The following is a 19153-nucleotide window of genomic DNA, read 5'->3' as shown; positions in this document are numbered from 1 at the left end:
TAGAGCCAAGCTAATCAATGACATGGCGTTTTGCCGTTAGTCATTCAAGGCTTCGCCCAGCGGTGCACCGCCTGGGTCGTTTTTGGGGAGTGGTCGGACATGCACAGCCTTTTATCACCCGGTATCCGCCTGCTCGGCCGTTTTGGTTTTGCGCGCAAGTTCCAGATCCTGTTCCTCCTGTTCATGCTGCCCCTGGCCGGCAGCCTGTGGATGATCGGGCAGGACTATCGCGCCAAACTGGCGGTGATCTCCAGCGAGCAGTCCGGCGTTCGCCAACTGCTGGCCCTGGATGCACTGGACGGCCAATTGACCGCCCAGCGCAACCTGGCCGCGCGCTGGAAAGCCGCCGACATCCTGCATGCGCCGACGCCGGCGGCGAAGGCGGCGATGGACAAGGTCGATGCCAATTACCCGCTGCTGTTGCAAAGCCTGCAAACCCTGGGCGAATCACTGAAGGCCCAGCACGCCAGCGCCGAGATCCTCGCCCGCTTCGAGACCTTGCAGGCCGCGATCAAGGGCATGGACTCCCAATCCCTGCGCACCGTGGGCTGGTGGCCGGACGGCTATGACCGCTTCACCGCGGCCCTGACCGCCATGCAGACCCTGCGTGAGCAGGTGACCCTGGACACCGGTCTGATCCTCGATCCCTGGCTGGAAACCTACCTGCTGATGCAGATTTCCACCCAGCACACCCCCGACCTGATCGAGCGTGTCGGGCGCATGGCCAGTGTGGGGCAATCGTCCATCGCGTCCGGGCAGTTCACCTTGCAAAGCCGCTTGCAGATGCGCGATCTGCGCGGGCGCATCGGCGATGCGCGCGAGCAGTTGGTCAAGGCCGCCGCGTCGCTCAAGGCCAAGCAGTACGCGGGCATGGAGGCGTGGACCGCGCAGTATGACAACAGCCTGCAAACCCTCGATAACCAGCTCAACGTCCTCGACGACGGGGTGTTCGGCGGCACCATCAAGCTCGACACGGCGGCCTTCGAAGGCAGTGTCGATGCCATGCTTGGCAGCCTGGGCGCGCTGCGCAACCAGTCGCTGAGGACCCTGGACGCGCGCCTCGGCCACTACCACGATCGTTCCCTCCAGCAGATCGTGCCCGTGGCGGCGACGTTCAGCCTGCTGGCGCTGGCGGCGCTGTACCTGTTCATGTGCCTGCAAGCCTCGATCCGCCGCAGCGCCAGTGGCATCACCACGCTGGCGGAGTCGCTGCGTGACGGCAACCTCTGTGTGGAAGTGGCGGTGCAAGGGCGTGACGAACTGGCGGCCATCAGCACCGCGCTGAACGTCGCCGTGGTGCAGTTGCGCACCAGCTTGCTGGGGGTCAATCACGAGACGCAGCAGCTGGGCTCGGCGGTGCTCACCCTCAATGCGCAATCGGGCAGCACCCTCAACGAAGTCGAAGACCAGCAACAACAAATCAGCCAGATTGCCGCCGCTGCCACCCAACTGGCCGCGACGTCCCTGGGCGTCGCCCGCAGTTGCGAACAAGCGTCGGGCAGCGCGCAGCAGACCCGGCGCATCGCCGAAGACAGCAGCCGCGACAGCCAGCGCACCACGGCGAGCATCCAGCAACTCAACGGGCGCCTGACCGACACCGCCAACGCCCTGGAGCAAGTCAGTCAGCAGGGCCAGCAGATTCAATCGGTGGTGGACACCATTCGCGGCATCGCCGAACAGACCAACCTGCTGGCGCTCAACGCGGCCATCGAAGCCGCCCGCGCCGGCGAACAGGGGCGTGGCTTCGCCGTGGTGGCGGACGAAGTGCGCAGCCTGTCGCAACGCACCCAGGCCTCCACCGCACAGATCGCCGGCACGGTGGACAGCCTGCGCGCGACGGTGAGCCAGGCGGTCACCCTGATGGGCGCCGCGTGCGAACAAGCGCTGACGGACGCGGCGTCGGTCACCGGGCTCGGCACCCGCCTGGGCGAGATCGCCGGCGCAGTGCAGAACGTCACCGACACCCTGGCGCAGATCGCCACGGCCGTTGAAGAACAGGCCGCGACGGCGGACGAAGTGAGCGGCAATATCCAGCAAGTGGACCAGGCGGCGGGGCGTTTGCTTGATGGTGCGCGAGCGGTGAACCGTGCGGCGGATACCTTGAGCAAGGGCAGCCAGGCGTTGAGTGACAACACCGCGCGATTCCGGCTGGCGTGATTCCCTGTGGGAGCTGGCTTGCCTGCGATGGCGGCAGCACTGCTGACAAAGATGTCGCCTGATACGGCGCTATCGCAGGCAAGCCAGCTCCCACATTTTGATCTTCGTTGTTCAGATACCTTGTGCAAGGGCAGCCAGGCGTTGAGTGACAACACCGCGCGATTCCGGCTGGTGTGATTCCCTGTGGGAGCTGGCTTGCCTGCGATGGCGGCAGCACTGCTGACAAAGATGTCGCCTGATACGGCGCTATCGCAGGCAAGCCAGCTCCCACATTTTGATCTTCGTTGTTCAGATACCTTGTGCAAGGGCAGCCAGGCGTTGAGTGACAACACCGCGCGATTCCGGCTGGTGTGATTCCCTGTGGGAGCTGGCTTGCCTGCGATGGCGGCAGCATTGCTGATAAAGCTGTCGCCTGACCCGGCGCTTTCGCAGGCAAGCCAGCTCCCACATTTTGATCTTCGTTGTTCAGATACCTTGTGCAAGGGCAGCCAGGCGTTGAGTGACAACACGGCGCGATTCCGGCTGGCGTGATTCCCTGTGGGAGCTGGCTTGCCTGCGATGGCGGCAGCATTGCTGACAAAGATGTCGCCTGATACGGCGCTATCGCAGGCAAGCCAGCTCCCACATTTTGATCTTCGTTGTTCAGATACCTTGTGCAAGGGCAGCCGGGCCCTAAGTGACAACACCGCGCGATTCCGGCTGGCGTGATTCCCTGTGGGAGCTGGCTTGCCTGCGATGGCGGCAGCACTGCTGACAAAGATGTCGCCTGATACGGCGCTATCGCAGGCAAGCCAGCTCCCACACAAGCCAGCTCCCACATTTAGATCTTCAATGGCTGGCAGATAGCGTAGTCTCCTGCTGCACTCCCTTTCATTCGCCCTGCGGAGCCCTGCCATGATCACCGTCCACCACCTCAACAATTCCCGCTCGCAACGTATCCTCTGGCTGCTCGAAGAACTCGGCCTGCCGTACCAGATCAAGCGCTACCAGCGCGACCCGAAAACCAACCTCGCCCCGCCTGAGCTCAAAGCCATCCACCCGCTGGGCAAGTCCCCGGTGATTGAGGACGGCGGCCAGGTGCTGATCGAGTCCGCGGCGATCATCGATTACCTGATCCGCCGCCATGGCGCAGGTCGCCTGCAACCGGACCCGGCCACCGCCACTTACGATAAGTACGTGCAATGGCTGCACTTCGCCGAAGGCTCGGCCATGCTGCCGTTGATGCTCAACCTCTACGTCGGCCGCCTGGGCGAAGCGGGTGCGCCGTTGCATCCGCGGATCGAGTCGGAAGTGGCCAACTACCTGGGCTACCTCAACGACGTGCTGGGGCGCACGCCCTATCTGGTGGGAGATGAGTTGAGCGGTGCGGATATCCAGATGAGCTTTATCGGCGAAGTCGCCGGGGCCCAGGGCAAGTTGCCGGCGTATCCGAACCTGGCCGCCTGGGTGCAGAAATTCCAGGCGCGGCCGGCTTATCGCAAAGCGGTGGAGCAGGGCGGCGAGTACGCGTTCGCCAAGTAAGGCGGTTCAGGGGGCAAATGTGCCCCCATTCCCCGCACTTATTGATCGTCGAAACGCTGCAACGAAAACGACGATAAATCCAGCTCACTCTCCCCGCGCATGCACCACTGCGCAAACGCCTCGCCCAGCGCCGCCGAATGCTTGAAGCCATGCCCCGAGCAGGGCGACACCACCAGTGTGTGCTGCAATGTCGGGTGCGCGTCGATGATGAAGTGATGATCTGGCGTCACCGTGTAGGCGCACACCGCCGCCTTGACCACCTCCGCCGTAAGCCCGGCAATGCGCCCTTGCACCTGTTGCTCATACATCTCGCGCGCTTGCGCGGGCGAGACGCTGCGGTCCAGGGTCTCGGGCGTCGAAGCGGTGTGATACTGCGCCGTAGCCACCTTCAAGCTGCCCTCGCCAGGCAAGGCCGGGAAACCATAGTTGGTCTGGTCCTGGCCATGGGTGAGGATAAACGTCGGCGACGCCCCCACCAGCTGCGCGTCGGGCTCGGTTGCGAACCAGAACAACTGCTGGCGATACACGCTGAGCAGCCGGTCAAACGGCGCACCGAGCAAACCGCCGGCCCAGTTGCCCGCACTCACCACCAGCTTGTCGGCCTGCAAGGTGCGCTGGTCGGTGGTCACCGTGACGCCGTGCGCATCCGAGCGGATATCGGTCACGGTCTCGCCCTTGTACAGCGTTGCCCCGTGTTGCTCGGCCAGCCGCAGTTGCACGTCGATGCAGCGCTCAGGCCTTACAAAACCGCCTTCGGGCTCGTAGTAGCCGATGGCGTTGTCCGTGACCTGGGCAAATTGCGGGAAGCGCTGGCGGATCTGCGTGGCGTCCAGCACCTCGTGGGCGATCCCGTAGGTTTGCGCCAGGCCAAGGGTGCGCAGGGTGAAGTCGTTGGCATCGCTGGGGTCGAAATCCGCGTGGGACGTCAGCACCAACAGCCCGGACTGCTCGAACAAGGCCTCCCCGGACAACGTCTCCAGCTCGCGCCAGATGCGATGTGAGCGACGCACGATCGGCACGTACTGCGCGCCTTCGCCCACCGACAGGCGGGTGATGCGCGTGTCGCCATGGCTTGAGCCCAGCGTGTGGGGCGGATGGTGACGGTCGATGCCGGCGACCTTTGCCCCGGCTTTGGCCAGTTGGTACACCGTGGCGGCACCCATGGCGCCAAGGCCGATGACCAGCGCTTCATATCGTTCCAAGGTTGATACTCGCTTCAGAGGCTGGGTTGAGAAAACGGCCGGTTAACGCACCACGTCAAACGCCGTGTATTGGTTCACATAATGCGTCTGGCTCGACGTCGATTCCAATGTCAGGGCAATGCCCAGGTCTTCGATAAATACGCGTGAGGTCTTGTAGTCGCCCTGGTCGCAGGCCAGTTTGATCGCGTCGCCCGTCAACGCGGCAAACACCTGGCGTGCCGGAATGCGTGCGCCAATCGTGCAGGTCAACGACGTTTCGATGGGCTTGTCGGTGGGCCGGGCGGGCAGGTTGACCATGTGCAATCGAGCCGTCAGCGTCTGGCCCGGCGTCCAGCTGGCCGGCACGTGCAGCTCGGCTTCCCGGGTTTGCAGCACGCGGCCATCGCCGACGCCGTTCATTTTTGATTTCAGCTGGATCAGGTCTGCTTGGGTCAGGCGATCAACGTTGAAGGTCTGGCCATAGACCTCGTTCTTCACCAGCAAACCACCCTCGGCCTTGAACGTGACCGACGTCGGCAGGTCCTTGCTGCCGTCGCCTTTCTTCGACAGGTAGGTGTAGCTCAGCGTCTTGAATTTCGGTTGCAGCAGCGGTGCGCCAAGCTGCTGGAGCACGTTGGCCGGCACCTCGACATCGCCGATATTCGTTTCGGCTTGCGTGCGCGGGTAATCCACCGGCGCGATGTCCGGCCGCAACCGCGCCAGCAGCCCGGCGTTGACGCCACCCTGTACCGAACAACTCACCCGCGACTGCGTGCCTTGCTTGCCCTCCGGCTCGACGATCAGAACCCGTTCCACCTGGCGTATCCCCGGTGCCTTGCCCGGCTGCGGTTTGATCAACTGCCAGCCTTCGCCCACCTTGAGTTCGCTGCGGGTGTATTCCCCGTCGCCTTTTTGCAGCGCGCCGGGTTGCTCCAGCAGCGGCGCGAGGCGCTGGGCGACCTCGTTCACACCGCCGTCGACAATAAAGCCCCAGTAATAAAACAGTCCCAGCGGTCCGAGGTCGGTGACTTCGTCGTAATAAGACAACAGCTTCAAGCCGGCGATGGGCGGCGCGCTGATCGGCACCAAGCTGGCCTTGTGATCGGTACGGTTTCTGACCGCGATCCAGGTGAAGGTTTTTTCCTGCTTGAGCGGCGCGTAGGCCTGCCAGGCGTCACGGTGAGTGTTCAGGCTGCTGAAGAAACTCGCATCGCAGCGGGTGAAAGCCTTGAGCGTGTCGGTCAACGCGGCATCGGCGGCGTGGCTGAGGGTGGGCAGCAGCAGGGTGGCGGCTAGGGCAGCGGCGGAAAACGGCAACTTCATGGGGCGGGATTTCCTTGGCGAATGGCGAGGTATTGTCCAGGCGTTGGGCGACGGGCTCTAGTTGGCTGAGCGGGTCAAGCGCAAGCGCCAGTTGCCGCCGTGCTGGGATTGGCACGCCTCTTCCGAGTCGAGTTGTACGCAACGCTTCAGCGGCACAGGCGGAATATCGGCGGCCAGCAGGGCGATGGCGGTGAGTTCGCGGATGCGTGCATCCACACCGGTGGCCAGGGCGTGATCCTTGTTGGCGCGGGTGTCGAAGACCCAGGTGATGATCAGGCTTTGGGGGAAGTCGGCGTAGTTGACGGTGTGGGTCAGCCAGTCGAACCCGGGGATTTCGGCTTTGGCGGTTTCGCAAGCTTCGGTGAGCGCGGCGACCAGGCCGCGTTCGATACGGGCGCTGTCGCGTTTTGAGAGGGCCACGGAAAGCTCCAGTTGAAGGCAAGGGCCGCAGGTTAGCAGGGTCTGGGGGCAGTTTCAGCCGCGACGAATTTCCAATTAGTTGTAGAGCGCCTTGCTGGGGGCATGAATACCCTGACCAGGAAGACATCGTTGCTACTTAGCCGGGTGGATAAATATGAAGCGCGTAAAAATCTTGCTGACAGTAGGTGCAACCCCCTTGGTTCTGATGGCCTCGCAAGCGTTCGGGTTTGGGGAGACCCACGATAAGGCGTGTCAAGACGCATGGTACAAAAGCCAGGCTTACGCAACATGCGCTGGCTGGGGGTGGACGGAACGGCAAGGCGATATGTGCACGCTTCGGCAAAGCTGTGCCGAGGGTGGAGGCCCCAAATCGCCGAAAACCAATGCACTTCCCAGCGTTTTTGAATACAGCCGGGCCACCGATGGCAGCTATAACGTGCCCATTGATAAGGTGCGTGACCTGAATAATTGCGGCGGCGTACTTGTTGTCGGAAGCTGCCCGAAATAGCGGGCAGGCGTTCGGGCATCACCCATGCTGCCTCAGCGCGCTGATGATGAATGCATGCAGGCTATTGACCGCCTTGGCCCCCCGCGAGGCTCGGCTGCGTAGAATCGACACCTCCATGGGGTCGATGTTTCCAAGGCCGTGCTCACTGCCCAAGACCTGAAGCGATGCCTGCACGGTGCACTGCGTGATTGCGGCAATCGCCAGCCCGCCTTCAACGGCCGCCACTTGGCCAGCCAGGCTGGAGCTGTTGTACACCACCTTGAACTGGCGACCCTGCTGGGCCAGTGAGTTCACCGCATAACGCCGCGCCAGGCTGGCGCTTTCGTACACGGCAATCGGCACCGGGTCGCGCCGCCACAGTTCAAACTGCGGGGAACCCACCCAGACCATTGGCTCATGGAACAGAAACGTGCCACTTTGCGGCGAGTCCCTGGACACCAGCGCCAGATCAAGATCGCCGCTGCGCAGCCGTGGGATGAGTGCGGTCGATTGTTCGCAGGTCAGTTCGATGTCCACGCCCGCGTGGCGCGGCGCAAAGCGTTTGAGCAGCGGCGTGAGGTATTTGGCGGCGTAGTCCTCGGCCACGCCCAGGCGGATGCGCCCCGTCAACGCCTCCCCGTGAAACGCCGCCTGGGTCTCGGCGTGCAGCGCCAGCATGCGCCGCGCGTAGCCCAGCAGCGTCTGGCCGTCATCGGTCAGTTGCAAGTGGCGTGGGCCTCGGTTCAACAGGGGCCGGCCCAGCGCGGTTTCGAGTTTTTTCATCTGCATGCTCACGGCCGACTGCGAACGGTTGACCTCATGGGCCGCGCCCGACAGCGAACCGGCGTCCACCACGGCGACAAAACACTTGAGCCAATCAATCTGCAAATCGCTGGAAGGCATCGCGCGGACCTCTATTCGTTAATCGAATGACTGAAGTGTGAATTATGCGCTTTTCAGGGTAGTTGTTCGCTTGCAAGATGCGGGCATAAATCGATCTCTACCGGACCTGATCATGCCCTTTGAAACCTGGTTGCTGTACCTGATTACCTGCTGCGGCATCGCGGTCGTACCGGGGCCCAACGCCTTGCTGGTGCTGACCCATGGGGCGATTCACGGGCGGCGCCGGACGCTGTTCACCATCAGTGGCGGCGTGCTGGGCTTTGCCCTGGTGGTTGCGCTGTGCGCGTTGGGGCTGGGCGCCCTGATCCAGGCGTCGGCCAGTTGGTTCACTGCCTTGAAGATTGCCGGCGGGTTGTATCTGGTGTGGTTGGGCTTCGGGTTGTGGCGAGCCGCGCCGGTCACCCTGGAGATGGCCGGCATGCCTCATTTGCGGCGTTGGTCGCTGTTCCGCCAAGGGTTGGTGTCGGCTCTTTCGAATCCCAAGGCGTTGCTGCTGTTTACGGCGTTTATTCCGCCTTTTCTCGACCCCCACAGAAACCTTATCGCACAGACGGCGGCCATTGCCCTGACCTACGCCGTGGTGGAATTCTGCGTTGAATACCTGGTGGCCAGCGCTGCCCACCGCGTGCGGCCTTGGTTGGCGCGAACCGGACGGCGGTTCAATAAGGTGTGTGGTGGGTTCTTTGTGGTGTTTGGGTTGGCGTTGCCGATCCACAGTTGAGCCAGGGCAAAAGAAAGCGTGCACCGCCGAACGTCTCCCTGTTTCGCGCGGTCACAGCTTTGCTGATAACCTGCTGATAACCTGCTGATAGCTCAACGCCAGCTCCCCGGAGCCCACCCATGAAAACCCTACGCACCGCCTTCCCGGCCGCTTTCCCCCGTGGATCTTCCCGCGACTCGGAAACCGCGCTGTCGGACATCGAGTTCCTGCACCGCATCAGCCTGGACCTGATCGGCGAGCAAGACCTCGAGGCCCTCTATGGCAAGATCGTCGATGCCGCCGTGTCCATCACCGGCTCGCAATTCGGCACCATGCAGCTGCTCTGCCCCCAAGGCCATCCCTCCGGCCATGGCGGCGAACTGCAACTGCTGTGCTCACGGGGCTTGCCGCCCGAGGCCGTAGGATTCTGGCAATGGGTGAGCCCAATGGCCTACAGCAGCTGCACCATGGCCCTGCAACTGGGCCAGCGCGCCATCATCCCCGACTTCGAAGAATGGGCCGACATTGCCGGCACCGAAGACCTGATCGCCTTCCGTCGCGCGGGCATCCGCTCGGCCCAGACCACCCCCTTGCGCTCGCGCGACGGGCGCCTGCTCGGCATGATCTCCACCCACTGGAGCGCGCCGCACCAACCGTCCGAACGCGACCTGCGCCTGCTCGACATCCTCGCCCGCCAAGCCGCCGACCTGCTGGAACGCACCATCGCCGACGAAGCCCTGCGCGACGCCGAAGCCCAACTGCGCGCCCTCAACGAAACCCTTGAACAACGCGTGGCCGAACGCACCGCCATGCTCATGCAGGCCGAAGAAAAGCTGCGCCAGTCACAGAAAATGGAAGCCGTCGGCCAACTCACCGGTGGCCTCGCCCACGACTTCAACAACCTGCTCGCCGGCATCTCCGGTGCCCTCGAACTGATGAACCGGCGCATCACCCAGGGCCGCCTCAGCGACGTCGACAAATACATGGTCGCCGCCCAAGGCTCGGCCAAACGCGCCGCCGTCCTCACCCAACGCCTGCTGGCCTTCTCCCGCCGGCAAACCCTGGAACCGCGCGCCACCAACGTCAACACCCTGATGTACGGCATGGCCGAACTCATCCAACGCACCGCCGGCCCCGGCATCCAGATCGAAACCCTCGGTGCCGTTGACGCCTGGACCGCCTTCGTCGACGTCAGCCAACTGGAAAATGCCCTGCTCAACCTGTGCATCAACGCCCGCGACGCCATGCCCGAAGGCGGTCGCATCCAACTGCAAACCAGCAACCACTGGCTCGACGCCAACACCGCCCGCGCCCACGACCTTGCCGAAGGCCCCTACCTGCGCCTGAGCGTCAGCGACACCGGCACCGGCATGTCGCCAGACATCATGGCCCACGTGTTCGAGCCCTTCTTCACCACCAAACCCATCGGCCAAGGCACCGGCTTGGGCCTGTCCATGATCTACGGTTTTGCCCAACAGTCGGGCGGGCAGGTGCATATCCAGTCCGCCGTGGGCGAGGGCACCTGCGTGTCCCTCTACCTCCCACGCCACCACGGCGCCGCGCCGGGGGATGAACTGACGCCGGGGCAGACCACGATTGAAGTCGCCCAACATGGGGAGACCGTGTTGTTGGTGGACGACGAATCCACCGTGCGCATGCTGCTCGCGGATGTGCTCGGGGAATTGGGCTACACCGTGATTGAAGCGGCGGACAGCGCGGCGGGGCTGAAACTGCTGCGCTCGGATGTGCATATTGACCTGCTGGTGACGGACGTGGGCTTGCCGGGCGGGATGAATGGGCGGCAGATGGCCGAGGCGGGGATGGAGCTAAGGCCGGGGTTGAAGGCGTTGTTTATTACCGGGTATGCGGAGAATGCGGTGATGGGGTATGGGCAGTTGGGGGCGGGGGATGGGGGTGTTGACGAAGCCGTTTGCGGTTGAGGTGTTGGGGGGGAGGGTTAGGGAGTTGTTGGGGAGGTAGGTGAGTCGGGGGTCTAATCGCCGAGTCGATATATGCATTCGACTCAGCGATCTATGAGGCTACTGAATTGAAGGGCTAGTCATCGGGCAGTGCAGGGCGCTTTGCGGTCGAGCAGTTTTGCTGTCATGAGCACACCTAACTCACTCAATTGGTGAATTGCCAGCGCAATGTCACGGTGTTTACCGCTCAAATCCTCAGATAGGTCCAGCAGAAGAGAGCTGACTGAGGTGAAGGTCTCATAGCTGTTTGTGATGAGCGCTTCATTGCTTGCATCTGGAGCAACGCTAAATAGAAAACTCGAATCGTTAACCATCGTTAAGTTCCTTACCTGATGCCACTACCCCATCGCTACTAAACAAAAGGGAGGCAGCTGTACGCAGGTTAGTAGACCGGTGGAACCTAACAAAACCGGCGCGCCCGAGGGCGCCCTGCGCACAGCCACCATCAAACACAGACGGTAAGGTCTGACAGATGAAGCTCATGCATTGTTAGGTTGAACCGTGGGCTACTAAACCCGATCACCGAGAGATTCAGCGACCGCGCAACCTTAGATTCGACCACCCCAGCGCACAAGCCGGCGGATTCTGACGCAGGCGTAGGCAACGGAGCAAGGTGCCGGATGGCTTTGGGACTTATCCTTGCTTCAACTGCGCAAATGCTGGGCTCAGTGGCTGAGTTTTTGCGCCATTGCTGTAGGTATTGGTCGGGCTCCCTGTAGCCCCTTTCTGAAATTCAACCCCGCCCCCCAATCCCCGCCCAATCAGAAAACGCCGCTTTTATATTCCGACCTCTCCGTTATTTCGAGGTTGGAATTGCGCCATGTTAAAGACCCATATCAACCCGCGACTCAGCGACCACGCGAGCCTCAAGGCCAGGTACCTCAGCGGGGCATCGCCGATGGCCGTGCGCAAGTTCGATGCGCTGAACGCGCACCTGCCCAGGCTTTTTGTCGACGCCGGCCACATGATCATCGTGCCGAGCAACACGACCCTGGAAAGCACGGCCGAAGAGGCCTGGCACATGAAGGAAGCGCAGAGGATCAGCCGCTCGCTGGAGCTTGACCCGTACGTGACGGAGATCACCGCCGGTGAATACGATTTGCTGCAAAGCGTATTGGGTTACACGTCGTTGGGCGTCGGCAGTGCGGCGTCTGCCTGGAGTACGCATCTCAAAGACGTGCGCCACATCATGGAGCAGATTCAGCAGGCTTACGCGCGGTACAAAAGTGGCGGGGTGGACCGGGAGACGTTTTTTCGGCAGCGCGAAGTGTTGTTGAAACAGTTGAATAACCAACTCCAGGGCGCGGCGCGGTTGGGCACGGGGTTGCGCGGTGGTAGTTCGTTGAGGTGGATTTTGGGGATCTCTACCAAGCGCTTTTTGGATAAAGGGGAGATCAGGGGTTATGCGGAGCGCCTTGAGCGTATGGCGGGCGTGGCGCGGCATTTGCGCAAGGGAACTTATATCGGGTTGGCGTTGGATATGACGGTGGCGGGGTTGGAGGTGAAGGAGGCGTGTACGTTGGGGCGGGAGGCGCAGTGTCGCAAGGCACAGTTTGTTGAAGGAGGCCGACTAGTGGGTGGAGTTGCTGGGGCAGCTGCCGGTGGCGCGATCGGCGGTCGGGTTGGGCCAGCGTTGTGCCGCATCTTTTTGGGCATTGCTACCCGAGGGGCTGGGGCACTGACTTGCGGAGTAATAGGTGGTGCAGCGGGCGGGTATTCGGGAGGGAAGACATTCGGCGGCTTTGGCGCTGAGTTCGGCGACGCGTTGTATGTAGGTGATGACTTATGGATATAGCCGGCTACCGATTCATCACCATCCTCGCCTTTATCGAGATCATCATCGGTTGTGCGCTGCTGCTGTATTCGCATTACTTCAAGCTTGAAAAGCTGCAAAAGTATTTCGAGAACAATGAAGTGGTTCAATACAACAATCGTATTTGGTCGGGCAATCGGCCCATGGATAGGGCGATGCGGATGGGGCCAATTTCGCTGTTCCTGACTTTTCCAAAAAGCTATATCCGGTTAGGCGATGTCAGCGCAGAAGAGATCGCCTCCGTTCCGTTATCCCTAAAGCGTTGGGCGACTTGGCCGGATTACTTTGTGATACAGGCATTTGCGTGGGTGGGGATTCGTTACGTTCTTTACGAGCTGTAATAACAACGTTCGCAACCGTGCCACTCACAGTGGCACGGCTGGCAACAGTGCTGTACATGGGTGTCGACTTATGGATCTGACAGGCGAAAAGCTCATCACATTGCTCATTGGTGTTGAGTTTCTGATTGCGATCCCGTTGGTGCTGTACGCGGATTACGTGAAGCTTCCAGAGCTGGAAAAGTACTTTGAAGACAACGAAATCGTCCAGCTCAACAAAACACGTTGGCCCAGCAAACTGCCGATGCATAGAGCATTCCGTATGGGGCAGATTTCTAACTTTCTGTCGCTTTCCAAGCGCTATATCCGCTTAGGGGATGTGACTGAAGCGGAGGTTGCCTCCGTTCCACTCTCCCTCAAGCGTTGGGCGACGTGGCCGTATTACTTTTTGTACCAAATGTTTATGTGCATGGGGCTTCATTACGTCTTGTACAAACTTTGAAGACCGGTGCGGCCTGGGCGCAGCCACCATCCAGCACAGGCAGGAAGGTCTGACAGAGGAGGCTCATGCAGTTGTTAGGTTATTCGGCCGGGAAAGGTTTGGGTGTTGTTGGCGAAGAACTGTATTTAGGTGTTGATCTATGGAGGTAGCCGGCTACAGGTTCATCACGTGGCTTGTGGGCGTTGAGTCGCTCATTGGTGTGGCGTTGCTGCTGTACACGCACTATTTCAAGCTTGAAATGCTGGAGAAGTATTTTGAGAACAATGAAATTGTTCAACTGAACAAGCAACGTTGGCCGGGCAATCGGCCGATGGATAAAGCACTGCGCATGGGGCAGATTTCCTGCTTTTTGACGTTTCCAAAAAGTTATATCCGGTTAGGCGATGTGAGCGAAAAGGAGGTTGCGTCAGTTCCGCTCTCTCTCAAGCGCTGGGTGATATGGCCGGAGCTTTTTTGGCTTCAAATATTTATGTGGATGGGGATTCGTTACGTTCTATACGCGCTGTAAAAACAACCGTGCCACTCACAGTGGCACGGCTGATAACCCAGCTAACCGCTAAAACCTAAACCGTCACCACAATCTTGCCGATTTGCTGGTTCGCCTCCAAAAACCGATGCGCCTCCTGCACCTCATCCAACCCAAACGTCTTGGCAATCACCGGCGCCAGCGCCCCCGAAGCCAGCCCATCCACAATAAACGCCTTGGCCCGCGCCAACGCAGCCGGGTCGGCCACAATCTCCGCGTACAAGTACCCCTTCAGCGTCAAACATCTGCCCAGCACGGTAAACAACGGAAACGGTGTCGGCTCCGAACTCAACGCGCCGTACTCCAGCAAGATCCCGCCCTGGGCCATGCTCTGGGTGAGTGCTTCAAAGCCCGGCCCGCCGATGGGATCGAACACCACGCGGGCGCCTTGGCCGTTGGTGAGCGCCATCACACGTTCCACCAGGTCTTCTTCATCGCTGACGATGACATGCGCGGCGCCGGCTTCCAGCAACGCCTGTTTTTTCGCGCGGGTGCGGGTCACGGCGATGGCGGTAGCGCCGACGCTGCGGGCGATCTGGAAGGCGGCGAGGCCGACGCTGCTGGAGGCGGCAGTCACCAACACGAAGTCGCCTTGGGCCAACTTGGCCTGCTCCACCAGGGCACCCCAGGCGGTGACGTATTGCATCCACGACGCGGCGGCTTGGACGAAGCTGAGGTTTTGCGGGTGTTTGACGGTGAGGTAGGCGGGCACATTGGCCACTTCGCCGTAGGTGCCCCAGCGGGCGATATCGAGCGGTGGGATGACGCTGACGGCATCGCCCACCTGGAAGTCGCGGACGTTTGCGCCGACGGCGCTCACCACGCCAGCCGCTTCATAGCCCAGGCGGCTGGGGAACTCGGCTTCTTGCAGGTAGGCGTGGTTGCGGAACATCACTTCGGCGCGGTTGAGGCCGAAGGCCTTGACCTGGATTTGCACTTCATCGGCTGCTGGCGCCGGGACGTCGATGTTTTCCAGTTGCAAGACGCTTGCGTCGCCGTAGGCGTGAATCCTGACAATGCGGGCCATGGGGTTGATCCTCGATGTTTATCAATGTGGCGTTCAATTTAGGCGTGGGACGGCGCGGGATAAAGGCCTAGGATGGCGCAACACTAGAAACAATGGGTTTCCAATGGATCGTCTTACCTTGATGGCCACGTTCGTCAAAGCCGTGGAGCTGGGCTCGTTCAGTGCGGTGGCGGATGAGCTGAACCTGTCACCGCAACTGATCGGCAAGCAGGTGAAGATGCTGGAGCAGCACTTGGGGGTGTCGCTGCTGCACCGCACCACGCGCAAGCAGAGCCTGACCGACTTTGGCCGCACCTTCTACCAACGCGCCAAGCTGATCCTGGCAGACATGTACGCCGCCGAAGAAATGGCCGCCGTGACCCGTGGCGTGCCCAGCGGGCGCCTGCGCATCAATGCGCCGGTGACGTTTGGCGTGAGTACGTTGGCCCCGCGTTTGCTGGAGTATATGGTCAAGTTTCCCCAGGTGGCGGTGGACCTGACCTTGTCCAATGAGCTGGTGGACCTGGTGGAGGATGGCTATGACGTGGTGTTCCGCATCGGCGAATTGGCTGACAGCGGCTTGAAGGCCTTGCCCCTCAAACCCTATCAGATGGTGCTCTGCGCGGCGCCGGCCTACTTGGCCCGCCGCCCAGCGATCAGCAGCCCATGGGATTTGCAGGAGCATGAATGCCTGGCGTTTGCCTATTCGGACGGGCGCTCACACCTGCACTTCGAAGGCCCACAGGGGCGGGTGGAGGTGCCGATTACAAGCCGTTTGACGATTAATCAGGGTGACCCGCTGCTGTCGGCGGCCGTGGCCGGGTTGGGCGTGGTGTTGTTGCCCCAGGAACTGGTGCATGACGCGCTGCGCAAAGGCACGCTGCTGGCGTTGCTACCGGGTTACACCGTGCCGGCCTCGCCGATGAACCTGCTGTATGCGGCGGATCGGCGGGTGACGCCGAAGGTGCGCAGTTTTGTCGATTTTGTGAAAGGTGCGTTTGGCCGGGATCTCATGAAAACAGCCCCTTGAGGCCTATATCGGTCTACCATGCCACCCCCGGCAGTGGTTCCACGCGCTACCGATCCTTCTTTATAAAGGTACCGCCCATGTCCATCGACCAAATCAGCCTGCCCAAAGGTGTCGGCCCGCACGCCGCTAAGCTGCTGGACGCCATCACCGGCGCTTCCACCCACGAAGAACTCAACCGCGCGGGCGGCAAGGCTGAAGGGTTTGTGCTCGGCCTGGAATCGACCAAGGCCATCAAAAGCCAGATCGCCGAGGCGTTGTATGTGGCCTATGACGATGCAGCGGCAAATCGGGCCAGTGAGTTGAAGGGCTAAATCACCCACCTCTGTGGCGAGGGAGCTTGCTCCCGCTGGGCTGCGTAGCAGCCCCAAAACCTACCAGCGCGCAGAATCAGGTAAAACTCAGTGGCCGATGGGGGCGCTTCGCACCCCAGCGGGAGCAAGCTCCCTCGCCACGGGGGAAGCTGCGGCGTCTTACCGTAACGAAAACCACCACGCGGTGGTGTAACGTCGCAGGGTCCAACACATAAAGTGTCCAAGGAGCGCACATGACATTGACCGTCAAAACCCTGCTCGACCTGGCCATGGCCAACCCGATCAACGCCGAGATCACGGCGCGCCTGCCGGCCCTCGGCCTGGACCAGTGCTTTCTCACCGCAGGCTGCCTGTTCCAGGCGGTGTGGAATCACCAGTCGAACCTGCCTGCTGCCCAGGGCGTAAAGGACTACGACGTTTTCTACTTCGACACAGACCTGTCCTACGAAGCCGAGGACGCCGTGATTCGCGCGGCTGAGGGGTTGTTCGAGGACCTGGGCGTCAACGTTGAAGTGAAGAATCAAGCGCGGGTGCACCTTTGGTATGGCCAGCGGTTTGGCCGGCCGTATCCGCAATTGCACACGGCTCGGCAGGGGATCGACCGCTACCTGGTGGCGGGCACCTGTATTGGCCTGGAAGTGGCGACGGGCGAGGTGTATGCGCCGTATGGCTTGGTGGATGTGGAGCAGGGTGTGCTGCGGATCAACCCGTTGCACCCGGAGCCGGAATTGTTTGCGCGCAAGGCCAGGAGTTATCAGGAGCGGTGGCCTTGGCTCCAGATTGTGGGGGCCACTTAGCACCGAGGCCGAGGCCGAGGCCGATGCGGATAGGGCGGGGCGGCAGGCAGTGCGCGGCGATCCCTTCGTAGCCTCGCTAAAGCTCGACAACTCCCACATTTTGACTGGTGAACACCGTTAAATGTGGGAGCTGGCTTGCCTGCGATGGCGCCAGCCCATGCACCCTCACAACCCGCCTCCAGACCCAATCGGCAATGAACTTTTACCCGCCCCCCACACGTCCAAGTTGAAACGCCCAGCCAAGGACCGACCATGACCTTCTTCATCTTCCTGCTCGCCTGCGCCGCCGCCGCCAGCACCGGCATGCTCTTCAAACCCGGCGCCTGGTACGAATCCCTCGTCAAACCCAGCTTCACCCCGCCCAACTGGTTGTTCCCGGTGGCGTGGACGCTGATCTACCTGCTGCTGGCCTGGGCCGGTTACCGCCTCAGCCTGATCCCGGACAGCCAAGTGGTGCTGGCGCTGTGGGCGGCGCAGATTGCCTTGAACACGTTATGGACACCGGTGTTCTTCGGCGCCCATCGCATCCTCGCCGGGATGGTTATTCTGGCGGTGCTGTGGCTGACCGTGGCGACGATGGTGGTGTTGGCGGTGCGCCTGGACTTGATCACCGGGTTGATCCTGTTCCCGTACCTGGCGTGGCTGTGTGTGGCGGCGGCGTTGAATTTCTCCATTTTGAGAAATAACCGCTGATGACTCACAACTTCTGGCCCGCCAGCGAAACCGAACTGGCCGAGATGCGCCGCTTCAACAGGAAGCTCGCCTGGTTGCCACGCTTCAAGATCCGCAATCGCGTGACGCCGCGTGTGATCCAGGCGTTGCTGCGTGCCGGTCAACGGCTGAAGCGCGCCCCTGCGGCTGAAACCCGGCACGCTGGCTCGGTGCCCGTGCGCATCCTGCGCCCCAGCGGCAAACCCAAGGGCGTGGTGCTGGATATCCACGGCGGCGGCTGGGTGATCGGCAATGCGCAGATGGATGACGAACTCAACCTGGGCATGGTCAACGCCTGCGACGTGGCGGTGGTGTCGGTGGATTATCGGCTGGCGGTCGATACGCCGGTGCAAGGCGTGATGGACGATTGCCTCACGGCCGCGCGTTGGTTGCTGAGCGCCGATGAGTTTGCGGGCCTGCCGGTGATCATCGTCGGCGAATCGGCCGGCGGGCACCTGGCGGCGGCGACGTTGCTGGCGTTGAAGCAATGGCCGGAGTTGCTCAAGCGCGTCAGCGGCGCACTGCTGTATTACGGCGTCTATGACCTCACAGGCACGCCCAGCGTACGCGCCGCAGGCCCCGATACGTTATTGCTGGACGGGCCCGGCATGGTCGAAGCGCTACAAATGCTCACGCCGGGGCTGAGTGACGATGAGCGTCGGCAGGCGCCGTTGTCACCGCTGTATGGCGACTTCACCGGGTTGCCGCCGGCGTTGATGTTTGTGGGGGAGTTGGATCCGCTTAAAGACGACACGCTGTTGATCGCTGAGCGATGGCCGGGCGCGCAGGTGCACTTGGTGCCGGAGGCGGCCCATGGGTTTATTCATTTTCCGGTGGGGATGGCGGGTAGGGTGTTGGCTTATGGCCGCCAATGGATAGTGGGCAGGATGTCCCTTGAAGACCCTCTCGGCATCCGGCCGGTGGCTGCGGATGATGTTTCACAGGTGCTGGCCTTCGTACAGCAGGCCCGCGCCGAGATGTTTCCCAAGCTCAGCGATGCCGGTATGCCGAATGATCTGGCGCAATTTGAGGCGACCTACCTTCAAGGTGACGGGCGCTTTCTGATTGCCTGTCATGACGGTCAAATCGTTGCTGCCATTGGCTACCTGCCGTATGACAACCGCTTCCCCCAGCTCGATTACCAGGGCCGCAAGACGGTGGAAGTGATGCGCTTGTTTGTGCTGCCGGCATTTCGTCGCGTTGGCTTGGCGGCGGCGTTGTATCGCGCATTAGAGGCAACGGCGCAGGCGGAGGGGGTGGAGGTGATGTACCTGCATACCCATCCGTTTTTGCCGGGGGCGATTGATTTTTGGCTTCGGCAGGGGTTTGAAGTGGTTGATATCGACGTGGACCCGGTGTGGCAGACAACGCATATGCAGCGAACACCCCAGATCTAATGTGGGAATGATCATGTGGGAGCTGGCTTGCCTGCGATGGCGGCGGGTCAGCTTGCATCTCTTTAACTGATAGACCGCTATCGCAGGCAAGCCAGCTCCCACAGTTGAATT

The 19153-nt window shown here is 61.6% G+C and carries 18 protein-coding genes and 2 pseudogenes; 14 read left to right on the top strand and 6 right to left on the bottom strand.

Going from position 1 to position 19153, the window contains the following annotated elements; all coding sequences use genetic code 11:
* The first annotated feature begins 99 nt into the window (after positions 1-99).
* Entirely contained in the window at positions 100-2157 is a 2058-nt protein-coding gene (locus PSH87_RS18970; RefSeq protein WP_305430664.1) for a methyl-accepting chemotaxis protein, read from the top strand.
* Positions 2158-3051: 894 nt separating this feature from the next.
* The gene (locus PSH87_RS18965) at positions 3052-3678 is read left to right on the top strand and encodes a glutathione S-transferase family protein (RefSeq protein ID WP_305430663.1); all 627 of its coding nucleotides are present in this window, start codon (positions 3052-3054) and stop codon (positions 3676-3678) included.
* Between the two features lie 38 nt (positions 3679-3716).
* Here the strand turns inward: PSH87_RS18965 and solA are convergent, their stop codons facing one another.
* From solA to PSH87_RS18945, 4 genes are all read right to left on the bottom strand, one after another.
* The gene (gene solA / locus PSH87_RS18960; RefSeq protein WP_026136933.1) at positions 3717-4880 is read right to left on the bottom strand and encodes an N-methyl-L-tryptophan oxidase; all 1164 of its coding nucleotides are present in this window, start codon (positions 4878-4880) and stop codon (positions 3717-3719) included.
* A gap of 42 nt (positions 4881-4922) precedes the next feature.
* Positions 4923-6182, bottom strand: coding sequence for a hypothetical protein (locus PSH87_RS18955; RefSeq protein ID WP_305430662.1), 1260 nt, complete (start codon positions 6180-6182; stop codon positions 4923-4925).
* A gap of 57 nt (positions 6183-6239) precedes the next feature.
* On the bottom strand, positions 6240-6602 hold the full coding sequence (locus PSH87_RS18950; protein WP_017737898.1) for a hypothetical protein: 363 nt from the start codon (positions 6600-6602) through the stop codon (positions 6240-6242).
* Positions 6603-7128: 526 nt separating this feature from the next.
* Positions 7129-7992, bottom strand: coding sequence for a LysR family transcriptional regulator (locus PSH87_RS18945; protein WP_017737896.1), 864 nt, complete (start codon positions 7990-7992; stop codon positions 7129-7131).
* 112 nt (positions 7993-8104) lie between these two features.
* Between PSH87_RS18945 and PSH87_RS18940 the strand changes: the two genes are divergently transcribed.
* Complete coding sequence (locus PSH87_RS18940; RefSeq protein WP_305430661.1) at positions 8105-8713, top strand: LysE family translocator; 609 nt, start codon at positions 8105-8107, stop codon at positions 8711-8713.
* A gap of 119 nt (positions 8714-8832) precedes the next feature.
* A pseudogene (locus PSH87_RS18930) lies at positions 8833-10672 on the top strand (ATP-binding protein).
* Between the two features lie 79 nt (positions 10673-10751).
* On the opposite strand, the gene PSH87_RS18925 reads toward PSH87_RS18930, so the two are convergent.
* A complete protein-coding gene (locus PSH87_RS18925) occupies positions 10752-10985 on the bottom strand; it encodes a DUF6124 family protein (protein ID WP_305430660.1) in 234 nt (77 codons plus the stop codon).
* A 506-nt stretch (positions 10986-11491) separates the two neighbouring features.
* On the opposite strand from PSH87_RS18925, the gene PSH87_RS18920 reads away from it, so the two are divergent.
* The 4 genes from PSH87_RS18920 (at position 11492) to PSH87_RS18905 (ending at position 13772) form a co-directional block, all read left to right on the top strand.
* Positions 11492-12466, top strand: a complete 975-nt coding sequence (locus tag PSH87_RS18920; protein ID WP_305430659.1) for a hypothetical protein — start codon at positions 11492-11494, stop codon at positions 12464-12466.
* Positions 12457-12825, top strand: a complete 369-nt coding sequence (locus PSH87_RS18915; protein ID WP_017737890.1) for a hypothetical protein — start codon at positions 12457-12459, stop codon at positions 12823-12825. Before PSH87_RS18920 ends, PSH87_RS18915 begins: the two co-directional genes overlap by 10 nt.
* 70 nt (positions 12826-12895) lie before the next feature.
* The gene (locus PSH87_RS18910; protein WP_305430658.1) at positions 12896-13264 is read left to right on the top strand and encodes a hypothetical protein; all 369 of its coding nucleotides are present in this window, start codon (positions 12896-12898) and stop codon (positions 13262-13264) included.
* A 139-nt stretch (positions 13265-13403) separates the two neighbouring features.
* Positions 13404-13772, top strand: a complete 369-nt coding sequence (locus PSH87_RS18905) for a hypothetical protein (RefSeq protein WP_305430656.1) — start codon at positions 13404-13406, stop codon at positions 13770-13772.
* 55 nt (positions 13773-13827) lie between these two features.
* Here PSH87_RS18905 and PSH87_RS18900 read toward each other — a convergent pair whose 3' ends face one another.
* Complete coding sequence (locus tag PSH87_RS18900; protein WP_305430654.1) at positions 13828-14817, bottom strand: zinc-dependent alcohol dehydrogenase family protein; 990 nt, start codon at positions 14815-14817, stop codon at positions 13828-13830.
* Between the two features lie 103 nt (positions 14818-14920).
* Between PSH87_RS18900 and PSH87_RS18895 the strand changes: the two genes are divergently transcribed.
* The 6 genes and pseudogenes from PSH87_RS18895 to PSH87_RS18870 all read left to right on the top strand — a co-directional run bounded on the left by PSH87_RS18895 (position 14921) and on the right by PSH87_RS18870 (position 19042).
* Complete coding sequence (locus PSH87_RS18895; protein WP_305430652.1) at positions 14921-15826, top strand: LysR family transcriptional regulator; 906 nt, start codon at positions 14921-14923, stop codon at positions 15824-15826.
* 77 nt (positions 15827-15903) lie between these two features.
* Positions 15904-16137, top strand: a complete 234-nt coding sequence (locus PSH87_RS18890) for a hypothetical protein (RefSeq protein ID WP_305430651.1) — start codon at positions 15904-15906, stop codon at positions 16135-16137.
* 233 nt (positions 16138-16370) lie between these two features.
* Positions 16371-16934: a nucleotidyltransferase family protein gene (locus PSH87_RS18885; RefSeq protein WP_305430650.1), complete on the top strand. Its 564-nt coding sequence runs from the start codon at positions 16371-16373 to the stop codon at positions 16932-16934.
* A 252-nt stretch (positions 16935-17186) separates the two neighbouring features.
* The gene (locus tag PSH87_RS18880; RefSeq protein ID WP_305430649.1) at positions 17187-17627 is read left to right on the top strand and encodes a TspO/MBR family protein; all 441 of its coding nucleotides are present in this window, start codon (positions 17187-17189) and stop codon (positions 17625-17627) included.
* A pseudogene (locus PSH87_RS18875) lies at positions 17627-18535 on the top strand (alpha/beta hydrolase fold domain-containing protein); the annotation flags it as partial. The gene PSH87_RS18880 and the pseudogene PSH87_RS18875, both read left to right, overlap by 1 nt.
* On the top strand, positions 18533-19042 hold the full coding sequence (locus PSH87_RS18870; protein WP_305434338.1) for a GNAT family N-acetyltransferase: 510 nt from the start codon (positions 18533-18535) through the stop codon (positions 19040-19042). The pseudogene PSH87_RS18875 and the gene PSH87_RS18870, both read left to right, overlap by 3 nt.
* Positions 19043-19153: the final 111 nt, after the last annotated feature.

Origin of the sequence: Pseudomonas sp. FP453 (assembly GCF_030687495.1) — a bacterium.
Lineage (GTDB): Bacteria > Pseudomonadota > Gammaproteobacteria > Pseudomonadales > Pseudomonadaceae > Aquipseudomonas.
Note: the sequence above shows the minus strand (reverse complement) of the source record. Positions and strands in the feature narration are given on the sequence as shown.